Here is a 16,999-nt window from a genome sequence, read left to right as displayed (position 1 = left end):
GGCAGGGGTTTCGGTGCGGCTGCGGCTGGTGGGAAGCGGCGTGCACGAGGTGCCACTGCGCCACCTGGCCGAGCGTTTGGGGGCTCCGGTCGACTTCGTCGAGCGGGTGCCCGGCGCCGGCGTGGCCGAGCACTATGCGTGGGCCGATTCGGTGCTGGTGATGTTGCGCGGCTGGAGCGGCATGGAGCTGACCGTGCCTTCCAAGCTGTACGAGGCGCTGGCCAGTGGCCGTCACGTCTCGGCGAGCGTGACGGGTGAGGCGGCCCGGATCGTCGTCGAGTCCGGTGCCGGTGACGTCACGGCCCCCGACGATGCCGAGGCGCTGGCGGCGCTGTGGCAGGGGCTGGCGAGCGATCCGTCGCGCCTGCGGGTGGGCGAGGGTGGCCGTCGCTGGGTGGAGCAGTGGGCGACGCCCGAGCGCGGCGCCGCGACGATGCTGCAGGCGCTGGAACTGGCCGCTGACCAGCACGGGCAGCACGCAGGGTCCCGGGGTACCCACAGGCTGGGCCCGTTGCTGCAGGATGCGGCGCTCACCCTCGGCACCATCGCATCGCACCTGGACGGCGACAGTGCCACCTTCTTCGTGCAGCTGGCCCGTCGCACCGGTCTGGCCCGGCGGGTGCGCACCGGGCGGGGTCCGCGGGCCTGGCAGGTGGTGGCGGCGCACCTGGCCGACCGTCCCGACGAGCTGCAGCGCACGGTTGCCGCCTGGGCCGAGCACTCCCCCGGCACCGGCCCGCTGGACCGCTTTGCGGCGGCGGCTGCCCTGGCGCACGGGCACCACGACCTGGTGCCGAAGCGCCTGGTGGGCCCCGATGACCGGGCCCGGCGTGAGCTGCAGGCCGGTGACCTCCACGCCGCGCTGGCCGAGGCGGGTCCGTCGACGCGGCTGGGGCGACGGATCCAGGGCACCCTGGATGCGCTGCAGCCGGGGCACCTGGCTCCCCCGGCGCGGGGCCCGCGGCCTGGCTGGCGGCCCGACCAGCGACGGGTGCTGCACGTGCTCACCAACTCACTGCCGCACACCCGCTCGGGTTCGACGCTGCGCAGCCAGGCGATCATGCAGGCCCAGCAGCGGGCGGGCTGGCGGGTGGAGGCGGTCACCCGGCTCGGCTATCCGGTGACGATCGGCCGTCTGGGAGCGCCGCGCCGCGAGCTGGTCGACGGTGTGCTGGTGCACCGCCTGGTGCCGTGGCAGATGCCGGCGGCCACCCCGCAGCGCCTGGCGGAGCAGGCCCGTCGGCTGGCCCGGCTGGTGGAGCGCTCGCGCCCGGCGGTGCTGCACACCACCACGGACTACACCAATGGCCTGGTCACCGAGGCGGTGGCGAGGCGTTTCGGGTTGCCGTGGATCTACGAGATGCGCGGGCAGCTGGAGCTCACCTGGCTCTCGAAGCGTCCCGAGCAGGTGCGGGAGCGGGCCGAGCACAGTGACTTCCTGCGGCTGCAGCGCGACCGCGAGACCGCCTGTGCGCTGGCGGCCGACGCGGTGGTGGTGCTCTCAAAGGTGCAGAAGGCAGACCTGGTGGGTCGCGGCGTGCCGGCGGATCGGATCAGCGTGGTGCCCAATGCCGTCGACGAGCACCTGCTGCAGCGCAGCACGAGTCGGCGCGAGGCCCGGGAGCGGCTGGGCATCGAGCCGGACGCGTCGTGGATCGGTGCGGTGAGTTCGCTGGTGGGCTATGAGGGTTTCGGCACCACGCTGGAGGCGGTGGCGCTGCTGCGCGGCGAGGGCCGCGACGTGCGCTGTGCCTTGGTGGGTGACGGCACCGAGCGTCCGGCGCTGCAGCAGCGGGCGCGTGAGCTGGGCATCGCCGATGTCTGTGTCTTTCCCGGACGGGTGGGGCGCGAGGAGGCGCTGTCCTGGGTGGAGGCGCTCGACGTGGTGGCGGTGCCGCGGATGGACACGCCAGTGTGCCGGGTGGTGACGCCGATGAAGCCGGTGGAGGCGATGGCGCTGGGCCGCGCTGTGGTGACCAGTGATCTGCCGGCGCTGCGGGAGCTGCTGGAGCCGAGCGGCCTGCCGCTGGTGCCGGCCGGGGATGCGGCTGCGCTGGCTGGGGCCGTCGCCGGCCTGCTGGACGATCCGCAGGCCACGCAGGAGCACGTCGCAAAGGCGAGGGCCTGGGCCGCGCGCCGCACCTGGCAGCACGCGGCGGAGGTCTACGATCGCCTGTACCGAACCCTGGAAGGCAATCGATGAGCACCCCCCTGCGCTCAGCGGCCGATGCAGGGCCGGCACCGCGGATCCCCCCACGCCGCAGCGCCGAGCCCCGGCCGCTTCGTCCCGTCAGCGGCAGGCCCCCCTTGGGCGTCTACCTGCAGCAGTTGTGGGAGAGTCGTCACTTCATCGGCGAGCGGGCGTGGAGCCTGGCGGTGACGCAGAACCGGGGCCTGTTGCTGGGCAACCTGTGGCTGGTGCTGAACCCGCTGTTGGATGCCGCGATCTACATGGTGATCTTCGGCTTCCTCTTCGCCTCGAACATCCCGAACTTTCCTGCCTATCTGGTGATCGGCATCTTCATGTTCGGCATCACCAGCCGCGACGTCACCTCGGCGGCCAGCGTGATGGCCGCCAACCGTGGGCTGATGCGGGCCTTCAGTTTCCCGCGGGCCGCGCTGCCGCTGGCCTCGCTGGTGCGCAACATGATCGAGTCGGTGCCCTCGATCGTGGTGATGGCGCTGCTGACCATCCCCTTCGTCGGGCTGCCCGGTGCGGCGGTGCTGCTCTTCCCCGCCCTCTATGCGCTGCAGGTGCTCTTCAATGCCGGGCTGGTCTTCGCCGCCGCCCGGCTGTGTTCGATGGTGCCGGACTTCAAGAAGGTGATCCCGGTCTTCTTCCGCTTCCTGCTCTACGGCTCGGCGATCATGTTCTCCATCGACCGCTATGACGCCATTCCGTGGCTGGCGCGGATCATCCGGCACAATCCGCTCTTCCTGCTGGTGGACGGCTACCGACAGCTGCTGCTGTTCGACCAGGTGCCGGCGGCCAGCCACTGGCTGGAGCTTTCGGCCTGGGCCGTGGGCGTGCTGGTGCTGGGCTTCGTCTGGTTCTGGCGCGGGGAGGTGTCCTATGGCCGTCCCGAGTGAGCCGGAGCTGGGCCACCCGTCGGTGGTGGTGGAGGACGTCGTGGTGCGCTACCGCTCCGAGATGGGCCGGGCGACGCAGCGCCGCGGCCTGGGGCGGATGTCGGAGCTGGTGCTGCCCAGCCGTCGCACCGAGGTGGTGGAGGCGCTGAAGGGTGTCTCCTTCACCGTGCACGAGGGTGAGCACCTGGGCATCCTGGGCGCGAACGGCTCGGGCAAGAGCACGCTGCTGCGGGTGGTCGCCGGCCTGCAGACGCCCCATTCGGGCCAGGTGAGTGCGACGGCGACACCGGTGCTGCTGGGCGTGCAGGCGGCGCTGGTGAACCAGCTGAGCGGCCGTCGCAATGTCACCCTGGGACTGCTGGCGCTCGGCCATTCGCCCGAGAGGGCGGCCGAGCTGATGCCCGAGGTGGTGGAACTGGCCGGGATCGGCACCGCCATCGACCGTCCGATGAGCACCTACTCGTCGGGCATGAGCGCCCGGCTCACCTTCGCCATCGCCGCGGCCGCCGAACCCGAGATCCTGCTGATCGACGAGGCGCTGGGCACTGGTGATGCGGCCTTCGCGAAGCGCTCGGAGGAGACCATCGAGAGAATCCGGGAGCGCGCGGGCACCATCTTCCTGGTCTCGCACGCCGCCCAGACCATCGAGACGATGTGCACCCGGGCGATCTGGCTGCACATGGGTGAGCTGATTGCCGACGGCGATGCGAGGACGGTGGCCCGCACCTACCGCTGGTGGGCGTGGAAGACCGCCTCGAAGGAGTTCGAGATCGCCGACCGGGTGCTCTCGCAGGCCCGTGACGGTTTCCTGGTGGCCTCGCTGGAGGCCACGCAGTGAGCATCCAGCAGATGGTCGACGACCTGCGTCGGGCGCTGTGGCACCTGCGTGCCGGCGGATTCGACCAGTTGCGGGAGCATCGTCGCCGCAAGCGTCGCGGCAGCGTGGGCGTGCGCTTCGAGAGTCGCCTGTTCTCCGACGAGTCGGGGCTCGACGTGCGGCCCTTCGTCTGGCCGGAGGCCGAGCCGCGGCGCGATCTTCGGGTGGGCACGATCGCCGACGACTTCACCCGCGCCGCCTTCGCCTATGAGTGGCGCAGCGTCGTGCTGAAGCCGTCCACCTGGCGCGAGCAGGTCGACCAGATCGACCTGCTCTTCGTGGAGAGCGCCTGGCACGGCAACCACGACACCTGGCAGTACCAGCTCACCGGCAGCAAGGCGCCGTCGGACGAGCTGCGGGCGCTGGTGGCGGCCTGCCGGGAGCGCGGCATCCCGACGGTCTTCTGGAACAAGGAGGACCCCACCCACTTCGAGGACTTCCTCGGCAGTGCCCGCCTCTTCGACCACGTCTTCACCACCGACGAGGCCTGCCTGCCCCGCTACCGCGAGGCGCTGGGCCACGACCGGGTGGCGGTGCTGCCCTTTGCAGTGCAGGAGCGGGTGACCAATCCGCTGCGCCGCCAGGACGGGGCGCACGAGCGCGGGATCGCCTTTGCGGGCACCTGGTTCGCGCACAAGTACCCGGAGCGTCGCGAGCAGATGCGGCTGCTCTTCGACGCGGCGCTGGCCGTCGAGGCCGAGCACGGCGGGCCGCAGGGTGACTGCCGCTTCGAGGTCTTCTCCCGCTTCCTGGGCGGCGACGAGCGTTACCAGTTCCCCGAGCCCTATGCCTCGCACGTGGTCGGCAGCCTGTCCTATGACCAGATGCTCTCGGCCTACCGCGCCTACAAGGCCTTCCTGAACGTCAACACGGTCACCGATTCCCAGACGATGTTCGCCCGGCGGCTGCTGGAGATCACCGCCTGCGGCACCCCAGTGGTCACCACCCCGACCCCGGCGATCGAGCACTTCCTGGGCGACGGCGTGGCGCAGGTCGGCTCCACCGAGGAGGCGGTGCGGGAGCTGCGCCTGGTCGTGGACGAGCCCGACCATGCCGCCCGCGTGGTGCATCGCGGGCAGCGCCGGCTGTGGGCCGGGCACACCTACTCGCACCGGGTGGACGAGGTGCTGCGCGCCACCGGCCTGCCGGGCGTGGTGGGCACCAATCGCCAGGTGAGCGTGGTGCTGGCCACCAAGCGGCCCCACCAGCTCGACCACGCCCTCGGCCAGATCGCGCAGCAGGTGGACGTCGACGTGCAGGTGCTGCTCGGCACGCACGACTTCGAGCCGTCACCCGAACTGATGGGCCGCTGCCGCGACCTGGGGCTCGACGTGCAGGCGGTGCCCTGCCCCGAGCAGTGGAGTCTCGGCGAGGTGCTCAACGCGCTGGTGGAGCGGGCCGATGCCCCGGTCGTCTCCAAGATGGACGACGACGACCTCTACCTGCCGCACTACCTGGCCGACCTGCTGGCGGCGCAGCGCATCACCGGCGCCGAGGTGGTGGGCAAGTATGAGCGCTGGGTGCACCTGGCCCAGCGCGACCTGACCGTCCTGGCCTCGCCCGGCATGGCCTGGCGCCGCACCGACTTCGTCGCCGGCCCGACCATCACCGGCACGCGGGAGGTCTTCCGCGAGGTGGGCTTCCCGGCCCTGAACCGCAGCGAGGACACCGGCTTCCTGCGCGCAGTGCGCGAGGCCGGCGGGACGATCGTCGCGACCGACCCCTTCAACTTCGTGCAGATGCGCCAGGGCTCTGCCGGTGGGCACTCGTGGAATGTGGACGACGACCACTTCTTGGGGGCCGAACGGCAGGTCAGCGGGCTGCCAAAAAGTCTCATCTCCTGCTGACGTGAGATGACTTCACAGGACAACGAGAGGCGGCGGGCTGTGACCCACGATGACGAAGCCCGATCCACGGTTGAGATGGACCGGCTCCTCACGCAGGCGATTGCTGCGGATCCAGCCACATTCCGCGATGAGTTCGAGCGGCTCCGCAAGGAGAGTGCAGCGCAGCACCGAGTGATTGAGCAGCTGCACCGCGAGCTGGCCGAGGCCAAACCCTTGGCCGATGAGACCGCGTCCATCCGGAGGAAGTGGGGTGAGGATCGTTCCAAGTTGGAGGCCTACAAGAAAGAGTGCCAACGCCTCAAGGACGACCTGGCTCACGTACGTGGGTCACGCAGCCTGGCCGTCGGCAAAGCAGTGCTCGCCCCGGCGCAGGCCCTGAAGGCACAGGTTCTTCGACGCCGTTCCCCCGCTTCCTTCGACGTGGCCCCTGCCGATGCCGAAGTGGTGGTTGCCCCGCAGCTGCCCTCCGCGACCCAACGCACTTTGGAAGACCTCGCTGCTGGGTTCGCGGAGGACCCAACCTCCGGCTCCCTGTTCTCCCTGCTCAGCCTCATGTGGTTCCAACACGGCATGATCGAGGAGCCTGCCGATCTGGTTGATCGTCACCCGGAACTCGTTGCGGGCATGGTGGATTCGGGACGGCGTCTGGCACGACGCATCAAGGGCGAGCAGAGACTGGCTGCAGGCGTGGTCACAGTGCCACCCCGCTCACCCGGTTGCGCTTTCCTTCCCGAGCCGGACCGTGTCATGTATTGCGTCCACTCGACGCCTGCTTTCAACTCGAACGGGTACTCGACGCGGACCCGGGGCGTTGCCCAGGGGGTGGCCAGCTGCGGTGTGGACCTGGAGGTGGTGGCCCGTGCAGGCTACCCGTGGGACACGACGACGGACGTTCCGTGTCCAGAGGCTGTACGCACTGAATGCCTGGTGGACGAGATCCCCTATGTCCACATCCCGGGTTCCTCTCTTTCCGAGGCTCCGATCGACCACTACATCGTGGAGGCTGCCGACGCGTTCACACGTGAGGCACGACGACTGCGACCTTCACTCATTCAGGCAGCATCGAATTTCCGCACGGCCTTGCCCGCTCTCATCTGCGCCAGACGGGTTGGGGTCCCTTTCGTCTATGAAGTCCGGGGTTTCTGGGAGCTGTCTGCAGCTGCGGCGAAGTCGGGGTTCGACGGAAGTGAGCAGTTCGGCCTGCAGGCTGCCATGGAGCTCTTGGTCTGTAGAGAGGCTGACCAGGTCCTGGTCATCACCAAACAGGTGCGCGAGAACTTGGTGCGGCGAGGTGTCCCGGCAGACCGGATTACCGTGGCCCCCAACGCGGTCAACCCCGAGGTCTTCCTCCCCCTCCCCCGCGACACCGACTTCGCCCAGGCCAAGAAGATCCGCACTGATGTGCCGGTCATCGGGTTCGCCGGAAGCATGGTGGGCTACGAGGGCCTCGACACGCTGCTGTCCGCCTCGGCCATCCTGCGCGAGCGCGGCATCGAGCACCAGGTAGTGATCGCTGGCTCCGGCTCGGTCACGGAAGCGCTCAAGGCGCAACGCGACGAGCTCTCGCTCGACACCGTCACCTTCCTCGGAAGGCTGCCGCAGGACCAGATGCCCCGCCTGATGAGCACCTTCGACATCATGCCGATGCCCCGCCACTCGCTGGCCGTGACTCAGATGGTCTCGCCGCTGAAGCCGCTGGAGGCCTTCTCGTGCATGAAGGCCGTGGTGCTCTCCGACGTCGCCCCGCACCAGGACCTGGCCGGCCCCGGGCAGGACCGGGCGCTGCTCTTCCGCGCCGGCGACGCGGACGCGCTGGCCGACAGCCTCCAGCGCCTCGTGGAGGACGCCAACCTGCGCCAGGACCTCGGCCGACGGGCACGGCTGTGGACGCTGGACGAGCGTCAGTGGAAGCATGTCGGCGCCACCATAGCCAGTGCCCACAGGTTGGCGGTGGAACGAGTAGCGAGCGTTCGTGATCGGATGGAGCCCATGTCGCTGGGCGAGCTGCGCATCGGCCTCATCGCTGATGAGTTCACCACCCGTACGCTGGCACCGTCCGTGAGGCTCTTCCCCCTCGACCGCAACGGCTGGCGCCGCCAGGTCGACGAAGGGCAGCTGGACCTCGTCCTGGTCGAGTCGGCATGGTCAGGAACTGACGGGCAATGGCGGCGAGCCATCGGCGACTACGGCCCCGATGAGCACCGCGACATCGAAGAACTCCTCTCGGCCTGTCGTAGCCAGGGCATTCCGACGGTCTTCTGGAACAAGGAGGATCCTGTCCACTTCGACAGGTTCCGCAGTACTGCGGCCATGTGCGACCACGTCTTCACCACGGACGCCAACCGCATCCCTGACTACTTGGCCACTCCGGATGCAGTGAGCCGGACGGTGTCGACGATGTCCTTCCACGCGCAACCGGCAATCCACAATCCGTTGCCGCCGGCAATGTCGCCGAACCCTACGATCGCCTACGCAGGCACCTACTACGGTGACCGCTACCCACAGCGGTCAATGGAGCTGCGCCGCCTGCTGGAGGCAGCTGCACCGCTGGGCTTGACGATCTATGACCGACAGGCGGCGCTGCCGGAATCGACCTACCACTTCCCGGCTGACCTTGCCCGGCACAGTGTGGGCGCCCTCCCCTATGAGCAGGTGATCGACTCCTACAAGGTCCATCTGGCACACCTGAACGTGAACTCGGTGACCGACTCCCCCAGCATGTACTCGCGACGGGTCGTGGAGATCGCCGCGTGTGGTGGTGTGGTGGTCTCGGGTCCGGGCAGGGGTGTCTCCGAGACCTTCGGCGACGCCATTCCGATACCCGTGGACGAGTTGGGCCGCCGGACGCTCCTGGTGGGCTTGGCCCACGCTCCACAGGCTCGACTGGCGGAGGCATGGCGCCAGATGCGAGCCGTCCTTCGTTCTCACACCGTTGACACCGAGATGACCATCTTGCTGCGCACGATCGGCCTCTGCGTGGAAGCACCTGTCCGGGACGACTACTCACTGCATTTGGTCGAGCCGTCGCCCGAGCTCCTCGCGGCCGTGGCAGGCCAATCAGTTCGTCCGCGTGAAGTCTTCGTCGATGACGTCGAGACTGCCGGGGATGCTCTTTCTGGATCGGGCATTGTCGTCCGACCTGCCTCTGCGGTGACCGATGTGCGCGCCCGCTGGTGCGGACTCGTCAGGGAAGTCCCCTCCCGCACCTACTTCGAGGACTTGCTCAGCGCCACCCATTACGGGATCTGGCGACGCATCGTCGTCGCGGCTGGTGAAGAGGTGCGCCCCGGGACTCCGCTCGCCCGGCCCAGGCACACGAACGGTTCCCACGAGGGCCTGGTGCGCCAGGAGGTGGTGGCGCGCGTCGGCTCGGTCAAGGCGGCACTGGAGGAACCCTGTGACGAGGGCGTGGAGCTGACGCTTCCGTCACCTGTCATTCCCTCCACCGCCCCGGACATGGTCATGGGCAACGACAAGGGCACGCTTCCTGCTCGCACCGTGCTGGTTGCAGGCCATGACCTGAAGTTCGCAAGCGGCCTGATGAGCCAGTTGGAGGCGGACGGGCACCGTGTGTTGGTGGACCAGTGGGCAGACCACAGTCAGCACGACGAGGACCTCTCCATTGAACTGCTGCGCCAGGCCGAGGTCGTCTTCTGTGAATGGGGCCTGGGTAATGCGGTGTGGTATTCACAGCACGTCGGCACTGACCAGCGGCTTGTCGTACGGGTCCATTCGCAGGAGCTCTTCCGTCCTTACCTGGCGTCGATCAAGCATGCGGCAGTCGACCAGTACGTCTTCGTGGCGCCGCTGATCCAACAGGCGGCGATCACCAGCCACGGCCTGCCAGCTGACAGGTGCCGTGTGGTGCCAAACGCCGTCGACGTGGCCGGGCTGCAGTTGCAGAAGCACGTCGGTGCCGAGTTCAATCTCGGGCTGGTGGGCATCGTCCCCCGCAGCAAGCGGCTGGACCGAGCCATCGACGTTCTCACCGAACTGTTGGCCCGCAACAACCGGTACCGGTTGTTCGTCAAGGGCAAGCAGCCGTCCGATTACCCCTGGATGGCCAGCCGACCCGACGAGATGGCCTTCTACGGCGCCGTGTACGAACGCATCGAGCGCCTCAACGAGCAGTACCCCGGGTGTGTGGTCTTCGATCCCCACGGCGACGACATGTCTGAGTGGTTCCGCAAGGTCGGCGTCGCCCTGTCCACCTCGGACTTCGAGTCCTTCCACTTCACCATCGCCGACGGTGCCGCCTCCGGCGCCCTGCCGGCCTGCCTGGAGTGGCCGGGGGCCGACCTGTTGTACCCGAGGGAGTGGCTCGCCGCCTCGCCTGCGGAACTGGCCGAGTCGATCCTGAGTCGACGTGGCCTTCGTCGTGATGAGGACCAGGTCATCGCCCGCTCTTGCGACGCAAGCGCTGTGCTGCCGAGCCTGGCTCGGGCGGTCGTCGATGGTTGACCCTCCCTCAGGACACAACTGGTCCCGACCTGCGCCGGTCGGGACCAGTTGTGTTCCGTGGCCTGACGGTCAGCCGACCCGTTCGTCGATGAGGCCGTGGATGAGCTCGGTGTAGTCGGCCACGAAGCGCTCCAACGAAAAGTTCTCGCGGACGAAGGCCACGCCCTCCTGGGCCTCGGCGGTGAACGTGTCCAAGTCCCGAAGAGCGAGGATGCGGTCACGCATCTGCGCCACATCACGGCAGATGTACTTGTTCGGGTGGATGTACTCAACGCCCCGCCAAGGAAGGAAGAGGCCGATGTTGCCGCAGGCGAAGGCCTCTGCCGGGGCGACGTGGAAGCTCTCGAAGTCCGAGGTCGACAGCACGAAGCCCTTGTCGGCCAAGGCCGTGCTCGTGTCTGTCCAGCCGGCGAAATGGACGGCCGACTCCAGTCCCCGTTCAGCGACGAAGCGGCTGCAGGTTTCGAAGTAGGCACGTTCCTTGTCGTCGCGCATCAGCCACGGCAGCTCCGAGGGCAGCTTCCCGTAGACAGTGAGGTTGTAGCGCACGTCCAGTTGATGGAGCTCTGCCAAGAGCTCCAAGGCTCGGTGGTACCCCTTGTTGGCGCCCACCGATCCCACTAGGGCGAGGTTGAACACCTTCTCCGGGTCATCGCAGGTTCGGTAGTTGTCAACGTCCACGAGGTTGGGCAGGACGCGCATGTTCGAGCGGTCGAAGCCGAAGCGCCCCAAGGCGTCCTGGAGTGTCGGCACCGACACGCACACGATGCGGTCGACCGCGTCCCGCTCCAGCCGGTCCCCGAAGTCACGGGTCAGCTCGAACCGGTGCAGGCGGATGACCAACTTCTGGTGCGGTCGCCGGTTCTGGGAGTACCAAACGGCATTGCCCAGCATCCATTCGGCGTGGATGATGTCGGCCCAATCGAGCAGGCGTCGGCTGCGCTCCTCGTCGTGCTCGTCGTGGCCGTCCCACTGGTCGACCTGCACCTGGAACTTGTCCCGCAGCGCTGACAGTGCAGGGGCGATGAACTTGAGGTCCATTCCGGCCACCAGCAGGCGCAGTTTGATTCCCTCGAGGAAGCCGAAGTAGTCATCGTCCAAGATCTGGCTCGCCAGCGCCTTGTTGCGAGCGTTGAACCGGAAAGCTCGCACCGTCTTCTCGTGGCGGCGCAGGAAGTCGCGGAGCTGGTCGAACTCGTCGCGGGTGAAGCCACCCTGGTTGTAGCGACGCATCGCCACGAAGACTGACTGCAGGGCCACCTGGCCACGGAGAGCGAAGTAGTCCAGGCCGACGCGGGCAAGCCGCTCCTGGGCGCCCCGCCACACACCGAGGTGATCGGCCAGTTCGCGGGCCTGGTACTGCTGCGTGCTGGACTTCACCTTGTTGGCCGAATTGGTGATGTAGCGCAGGTCGGCAACGTCGCTGTACTCGATGGTGTCGGCGTGGCTGTAGACGTCGAACCAGAACAGGGTGTCCTCACCCATCCGGTAGCGCGACTCCCAGCGGATCTCATGGTCGACGAGCAAGGAGTGACGGATGAGGCCGCAGACCGTGGTGCTCTGGCGGGCGACGATCATCTCGATCCGCTCCCGCCTGGTCAGGCTGGAATCCCAAGCAGGCAGGGTGTTGAGGAGTAGCTCACCGCGGGCGTCGACGCGCACCAGAGGGGCCCGCACCACGTCGGCACCGGTCTCCCGGGCGACCGCCAGTGAAGCCAGGACTCCCTCGGTCAGGACCTCGTCGTCGATGTCGAGGAAAAAGACATAGGTGCCGGTCGCTCCCTCGATGCCGCGGTTGCGAGGAGTCGAGGGGCCGCCGGTGTTCATCGAGAAGCGTTCGAGTCGCGCCCATGGCCGACGTCGGCAGTAGGCCTCCAGAGCATCGGGGGTGGCATCGGTGGAGGCATCATCGACGAACACCACCTCGAGGTCGACGGAAGCATGGAGACTGTCGAGGGAGGCGAGACAGGGCGCGAGCTTCTCGGCGGCATTCCAGCAGGGGACGATGACGGTGAGTTCGTGGTTCATCAGGCACCTCAGACCGTGTAGACGAGCGACTGGCCACCACGGGCGACCTCGGACAGCAGGACGGGGATCCGGTGGGACGGCAGGAGGCTTCCTGCCGCGATCTCGGACAGCGCCATCGAGTAGCGCACTTCGGGCGACCCCAGTCGCACGGGCACGTCCACGTAACTGGCGTGTAGGTGCATCCTGTCGAGGGATGCTGTGTCAACCGGATCGTCGGGGTCCTGCCACACCACCCATGCCGCACCGGCGAACAGCTCGTTGGGATCGATCGAGCCCGCGGTGAGGAGGCGTTCATCGGCGACGACCACCTGTCCGCCGTTGCACCGCTTGAAGATCTGTGTGGAGTCGACGGGGTGGGCCTCGCGTGAGACGAGCAGCACCTTCCGCCCCCGGACGGGCTGCGCTGCCAACCAGTCGGCGGCCACGACGGCCTCGGCCACGGTGGAGACGGTCACCATGCTGGCGATGTCATCCTCCGAGTCGTCGAAGTGCACGCCTGCCGTCTCCAGGATGGTGCGCATCCGGTTGCGGTAGGTGTGCTCGGCCAGCACCTTCGTGAGGTTCCGCTCACGGACTCGGTCGATGTCGTCGGCCGTGAGTTGCGCCAAGGCTTTCGGGTTCTGGTCGAGGAAGGGAACGGTGTCGCCGAAGAAGGCCTCAACCCCCGCGCTGTGGTTGGACACGACATAGGTGTTGCAGGCCATCAGTTCGAAGATGCGGCGGGCGAACATCGTCGGGGAGTCCTGCTCGGTGTTGATGGTCATCCCGATGACCGATTCCTTGTACACCTGGGCCATCTCGCTGTGGTGGACGGGCGGGTTGAGGTACTGGGTGTACTGCGTGGGGAAGGCATGCAGCGCGTCGGTTCCACCGAAGAAGCGGTCATAGACCTTGAGGTTGCGGTCTGCGTCGAGCACAGCCTGGAACATGGCGTGCATGTCGAGGCTTCGCTGCTTGTGGTTGGCATACCAAGCACCGGCGAAGACCACGTCCTGGCTCCGCATAATCATCTCGATGGGGTTGAACAGTCGCGGCTGGACCGCGAAGGGCAGGACCTGCACGCTGGGGTGCCCGTACTCGACCTTGTAGCGCTCGACGCTGCGCGAATCGGTCGTGAAGACGTGGTCGAAGCGGACGGCGGTGTCGACGAAGTTGTGCACCTTGTCGTCGAAGTGTGACGGATCTTCCTTGTTCCAGAAGACCGTCGGAATGCCATGTTCCTTGCAATAGTCCAAGATCTCGAACAGGACCGTGCGCGATTCACTGGTGAAGTTCGTCGAGGTGTAGATGCGCCCCTTCCACGGACGAGCGTCGGAGTCGGCGCCGCTCCAGGCCGATTCACAGAAGAACAAGTCAGGGCTGTTGGCCTCCATCTCTGCACGCCATCCCTGAGGAGTCAGCACGACAGGCGTGAACTCGTGACGGAAGGAGTTGTGGGAGAACTCGTCGAGGATGGTGGCAACCCGCAGGTCCCTCATGCGGCGGACCGACTCCCAACCGGGTGCGGTCCGCACCAGGCGGATCTTGACGAGGTTGCGAGCAGTGAGCTCCGCCGCCCAGGGGACGAGCCCGAGCTCGAGCCGGGCGCCCGTTCCAGGAAGGTCGAGGTGGAGTCGCTGCACGGTGCCCTTGTTGGTGCCCACGTACTGGAAAGTGCCGTACTGCTCGGAAACAGAGCGCAACACCGGGTGGTTGATCTCGCTTCCGTCCGCGGCATACACCCGCGCCCACACCAGTCCGGCCTTGGGAGTTTCGTCACCGGTCTGCTCCAGACTGAATTCCAGCGTCGCCTTGCGAGCGCCGGCAATGTCGAACTCGACGGCCTGGCCGTTCTTGGCCACGGCCACGACCGCTTGGGCATCGGTGTCGGGGCGGAGTCGGGCGTCGAGTTCCACCGTGACCTCGCGGTGGTCGTCACTGAGCTGGCGCCCGAGCTGGGCGGCCTCCACAACGGCGGGCTCAAGGTCCCGGGGGGCGTCGGCAGCCAAGGCGGTGTCCCTCACCTTGATCACGACACGTTCGGTCACGGAGGCCCGGAACTGTTCAGCGACCTGTTCGATCCCTTGGGGGGTCTCGGCAACTACCGTCTGGAGCTGACCGACCTGCTGGCGGAGCTTCACACTGTCCGCGGCGATGCTGCGCACGACTGGGGCGGAACGACCAACGGTGCCGGCGATGTCGGCGAGCTTTCGGGCGGCCTTCTCGTCAGCCGTGCGCTGACTGGAGGCGATGCGCCGAACATGACCACTGGTGCGGTCGAGCTGACGGGTGATCCCGGCGATGGTGAGCAGGAGACCAGAGGCCACCAGGAGAGGCGCCACAGGAGCGGGGGCCCACTGCCAGAGAACCAGGCCGACTCCTGCGATGAAAGCCCCCAGGAGCGCCAACAAGGCACTCTTAGAGGAGCGGCGGGATCCAACGGGCATTGCTCAGCACCTACCAATGCATTCGGGGGACGCGGGACTCGGATTGGCATCCCCATCGGGGCGGCCCTGTGAGGTGAATCCCTGGATCGGATCTCGTTGGGGGTCCACGAAGCTCCGTGAACAATATGATATTCATCCGAGCAGAACTCGGGCCTCGAAACACGCGTCAATGGTGTGGGGGCCCGAAGTCCTGTTGATCCGTGCAGTTCCACCCCCACTCAATGGAAGGTCGTCCACATGACTGCTTTGGTCGTGGGCCACACCCGCTTCTCGCTGGTGAACCCCAACTCCCCGGCCTGGTTGGCCTCCAACGGCAGTTCGTTGAAGGATGTGGACAGCTATCGGTCCTACCTCTTCTCTGACGAGCGCTTGCAGCCCCGGCTTGACCTGTTCTGCGACCATTCCGTGCCGATGCTGCGTCATGCGGCCGAGACCCATGACCTGCGTCACATCGTGTCCCTCAGCGACACCATGCCCGTCCGGTTCAAGGACCAGCTGAAGGACCTCGCCGCAGACAATCCGTGGCTGGTCATCGATGAGAAGCGCGAGGGCTTGGGCCCACTGTGGCCGCGCGACCACGGGCGTGACGTACTGGGATCACGCAATGAGGTCTTCGCGACCTACCGTCTGGATGATGACGACCTGCTTGCCTGGGACTTCTTCGACCGCTTCATGCCCTTCGTGACGAAGCCAAACGTCGGGATGATGGTCTCGGGTGGCCTTGGGGCGACCGGCATCTACGACGGAGGCACCTTCTACTCGATGAAGACGGCCCACAAACCGATGATCGCCATCGGCCTGATGGCGATCTGGGAGACCCTGGACGGCGGCACGCGCGGCCCCGCTTCCGTGTCTCATCACGAGTCAGACCGGGGCAACCCGGTCATCATCGACTCACGCCGACCCTCATGGCTGTGGACCCGCCACGCGACGCAGGACACGGCCCTCAGCTACCACTCCACCGACCGGCAGGAAGTGATCCAGCAGCTCCGGGACACGCTCGCACCCATGGAGGTTGCCCCGGATCCGGTCCTGCTCGACGAACTCTTCCCGACACTCGCAGGGCGTCTATTGGCCCAGGCGGCGCCCGACGACGGTACTCGCCAGAGCTTCTCCGGCCCCTTCGACGCCGCGACCGAACCTCACCGGTTGGAGCTGGATCCGTTGGAAGGGCGCATCCACCTCTCGGCCCGCGCCTCGACCCCACCGGGGGCGGGTGACCGGAATGCGCTGCTCAGCTTCAAGCTCACTCGCCTGGACAGTCAGGACTTCGACCCTGCCGCAGTGGACCTCACGGGCACGGGCATGGTGCTGAGTGCCCGAGCCGTGTGGGGCTTCTACACCTACGTGCCCAGCAATGGCGAGAACCGCACCATCGACCGGTCCTTCACCATTCCCGAGGGATACCAACTGTCCGCCATCGAGCTCCACCAGCTGGCCACCGACAGGCCGACCACCTCTGTGGAGGTCCTGACGGTGCAGGAACTCCACTGAGGCTGGCCGACGCTTTCAGGCGCCCGCCACCCATTCCAGGCTGAGGCCGGTGAGGGTGACGGGCGCCCCCTGTCCCCATGGCACGATGTCGACCGCCGTGCACTCCACACCCTGCGGGAGCACGACCTCCATCGTCGAGCGCAGCTCGCTCGAGCCCGTGCTCAAGTAGTTGAACCAGCCGATGTGGGCTAGGCCCGACTTCGCCAGCCCAAAGGTGCCTTCCATCAGGGCATCCAGGTCCCCGTCCGGGTCGATGGTGCGCAGCTTCAAGGACATGAGCGCGGCATGTTGCGGGGTACCCGCACCACCCACGGTCGTGGCGTGCAGACCGAAGTTGTGAAGGGGCTCCGGAAAGTCGAACTGGATGACGGCGGAGATGGGCAGGGCGCCACAGAACAGGCCCCTGGTGGCACGACCTCGCAAGATGTTTCCCGCCTGGATGTCGGGCATCACTGTAATCTCCGCTGCCACTCTCTTCAGGGCTTCGGCACGGGGCAGGGGTACGTGTCCGTGCACCTCGCGAACCAACTCGATGGTGAGGTTTCCGGACGACTGGTCCCCGATGCCAGGCAGCATCCTGGCGAGTCCCAAGATTTCGTCGAAGGCGTCGTCAGCAGGGTTCGTGACGATGCGGAGAGCTTGTCAAGTTGTTTGTGTAAGTGGTGGTCTCCGGGGGTTGGTTTAGAGGTGGGGGTTGATGCGGTCGGGGTAGGCGATGGCGAGTTGAGCCAGGGCCTGTTTCCAGTTCGTGGTCACCTGTCCTTCGACGAGGCGGC

The 16,999-nt window shown here is 67.2% G+C and carries 11 protein-coding genes; 6 read left to right on the top strand and 5 right to left on the bottom strand.

Features of this window, described 5'->3' with window-relative positions; all coding sequences use genetic code 11:
- From ACHFFZ_RS15095 to ACHFFZ_RS15080, 4 genes are all read left to right on the top strand, one after another.
- The coding region (locus ACHFFZ_RS15095; protein ID WP_394277421.1) for a glycosyltransferase at positions 1-2,203 on the top strand (2,203 nt) is incomplete at its 5' end.
- Positions 2,200-3,090 (top strand): ABC transporter permease, encoded by an 891-nt coding sequence (locus ACHFFZ_RS15090; protein WP_394277420.1) that lies wholly within the window; start codon positions 2,200-2,202, stop codon positions 3,088-3,090. The genes ACHFFZ_RS15095 and ACHFFZ_RS15090, both read left to right, overlap by 4 nt.
- Positions 3,074-3,928, top strand: a complete 855-nt coding sequence (locus ACHFFZ_RS15085) for an ABC transporter ATP-binding protein (RefSeq protein ID WP_394277419.1) — start codon at positions 3,074-3,076, stop codon at positions 3,926-3,928. The genes ACHFFZ_RS15090 and ACHFFZ_RS15085 overlap by 17 nt, the downstream gene beginning before the upstream one ends.
- Positions 3,925-5,814: a glycosyltransferase gene (locus ACHFFZ_RS15080; RefSeq protein WP_394277418.1), complete on the top strand. Its 1,890-nt coding sequence runs from the start codon at positions 3,925-3,927 to the stop codon at positions 5,812-5,814. Before ACHFFZ_RS15085 ends, ACHFFZ_RS15080 begins: the two co-directional genes overlap by 4 nt.
- A gap of 12 nt (positions 5,815-5,826) precedes the next feature.
- On the opposite strand, the gene ACHFFZ_RS15075 is transcribed toward ACHFFZ_RS15080, so the two are convergent.
- Positions 5,827-6,132, bottom strand: coding sequence for a hypothetical protein (locus ACHFFZ_RS15075; protein ID WP_394277417.1), 306 nt, complete (start codon positions 6,130-6,132; stop codon positions 5,827-5,829).
- 9 nt (positions 6,133-6,141) lie between these two features.
- Positions 6,142-6,420 carry a hypothetical protein gene (locus ACHFFZ_RS15070; protein WP_394277422.1) on the bottom strand — a complete coding sequence of 93 codons (279 nt, stop codon included), beginning with the start codon at positions 6,418-6,420 and terminating at the stop codon, positions 6,142-6,144.
- Between ACHFFZ_RS15070 and ACHFFZ_RS15065 the strand changes: the two genes are divergently transcribed.
- Complete coding sequence (locus tag ACHFFZ_RS15065) at positions 6,367-10,275, top strand: glycosyltransferase (RefSeq protein WP_394277416.1); 3,909 nt, start codon at positions 6,367-6,369, stop codon at positions 10,273-10,275. The two genes, ACHFFZ_RS15070 and ACHFFZ_RS15065, sit on opposite strands and share 54 nt — an antisense overlap.
- A gap of 69 nt (positions 10,276-10,344) precedes the next feature.
- Here the strand turns inward: ACHFFZ_RS15065 and ACHFFZ_RS15060 are convergent, their stop codons facing one another.
- Both ACHFFZ_RS15060 and ACHFFZ_RS15055 read right to left on the bottom strand, forming a co-directional pair.
- On the bottom strand, positions 10,345-12,303 hold the full coding sequence (locus ACHFFZ_RS15060; protein WP_394277415.1) for a glycosyltransferase: 1,959 nt from the start codon (positions 12,301-12,303) through the stop codon (positions 10,345-10,347).
- An 8-nt stretch (positions 12,304-12,311) separates the two neighbouring features.
- Positions 12,312-14,609 (bottom strand): glycosyltransferase, encoded by a 2,298-nt coding sequence (locus tag ACHFFZ_RS15055; protein ID WP_394277414.1) that lies wholly within the window; start codon positions 14,607-14,609, stop codon positions 12,312-12,314.
- A gap of 357 nt (positions 14,610-14,966) precedes the next feature.
- Between ACHFFZ_RS15055 and ACHFFZ_RS15050 the strand changes: the two genes are divergently transcribed.
- Positions 14,967-16,223: a glycosyltransferase gene (locus tag ACHFFZ_RS15050; RefSeq protein WP_394277413.1), complete on the top strand. Its 1,257-nt coding sequence runs from the start codon at positions 14,967-14,969 to the stop codon at positions 16,221-16,223.
- A gap of 15 nt (positions 16,224-16,238) precedes the next feature.
- On the opposite strand, the gene ACHFFZ_RS15045 is transcribed toward ACHFFZ_RS15050, so the two are convergent.
- A complete protein-coding gene (locus ACHFFZ_RS15045; protein WP_394277412.1) occupies positions 16,239-16,673 on the bottom strand; it encodes a hypothetical protein in 435 nt (144 codons plus the stop codon).
- Between the last annotated feature and the right edge of the window lie 326 nt (positions 16,674-16,999).

Source organism: Luteococcus sp. (assembly GCF_043424415.1).
Classification (GTDB): Bacteria; Actinomycetota; Actinomycetes; order Propionibacteriales; family Propionibacteriaceae; genus Luteococcus.
The sequence above is the reverse complement of the archived record's forward strand: the minus strand, read 5'-3'. Positions and strand labels throughout refer to the sequence as shown.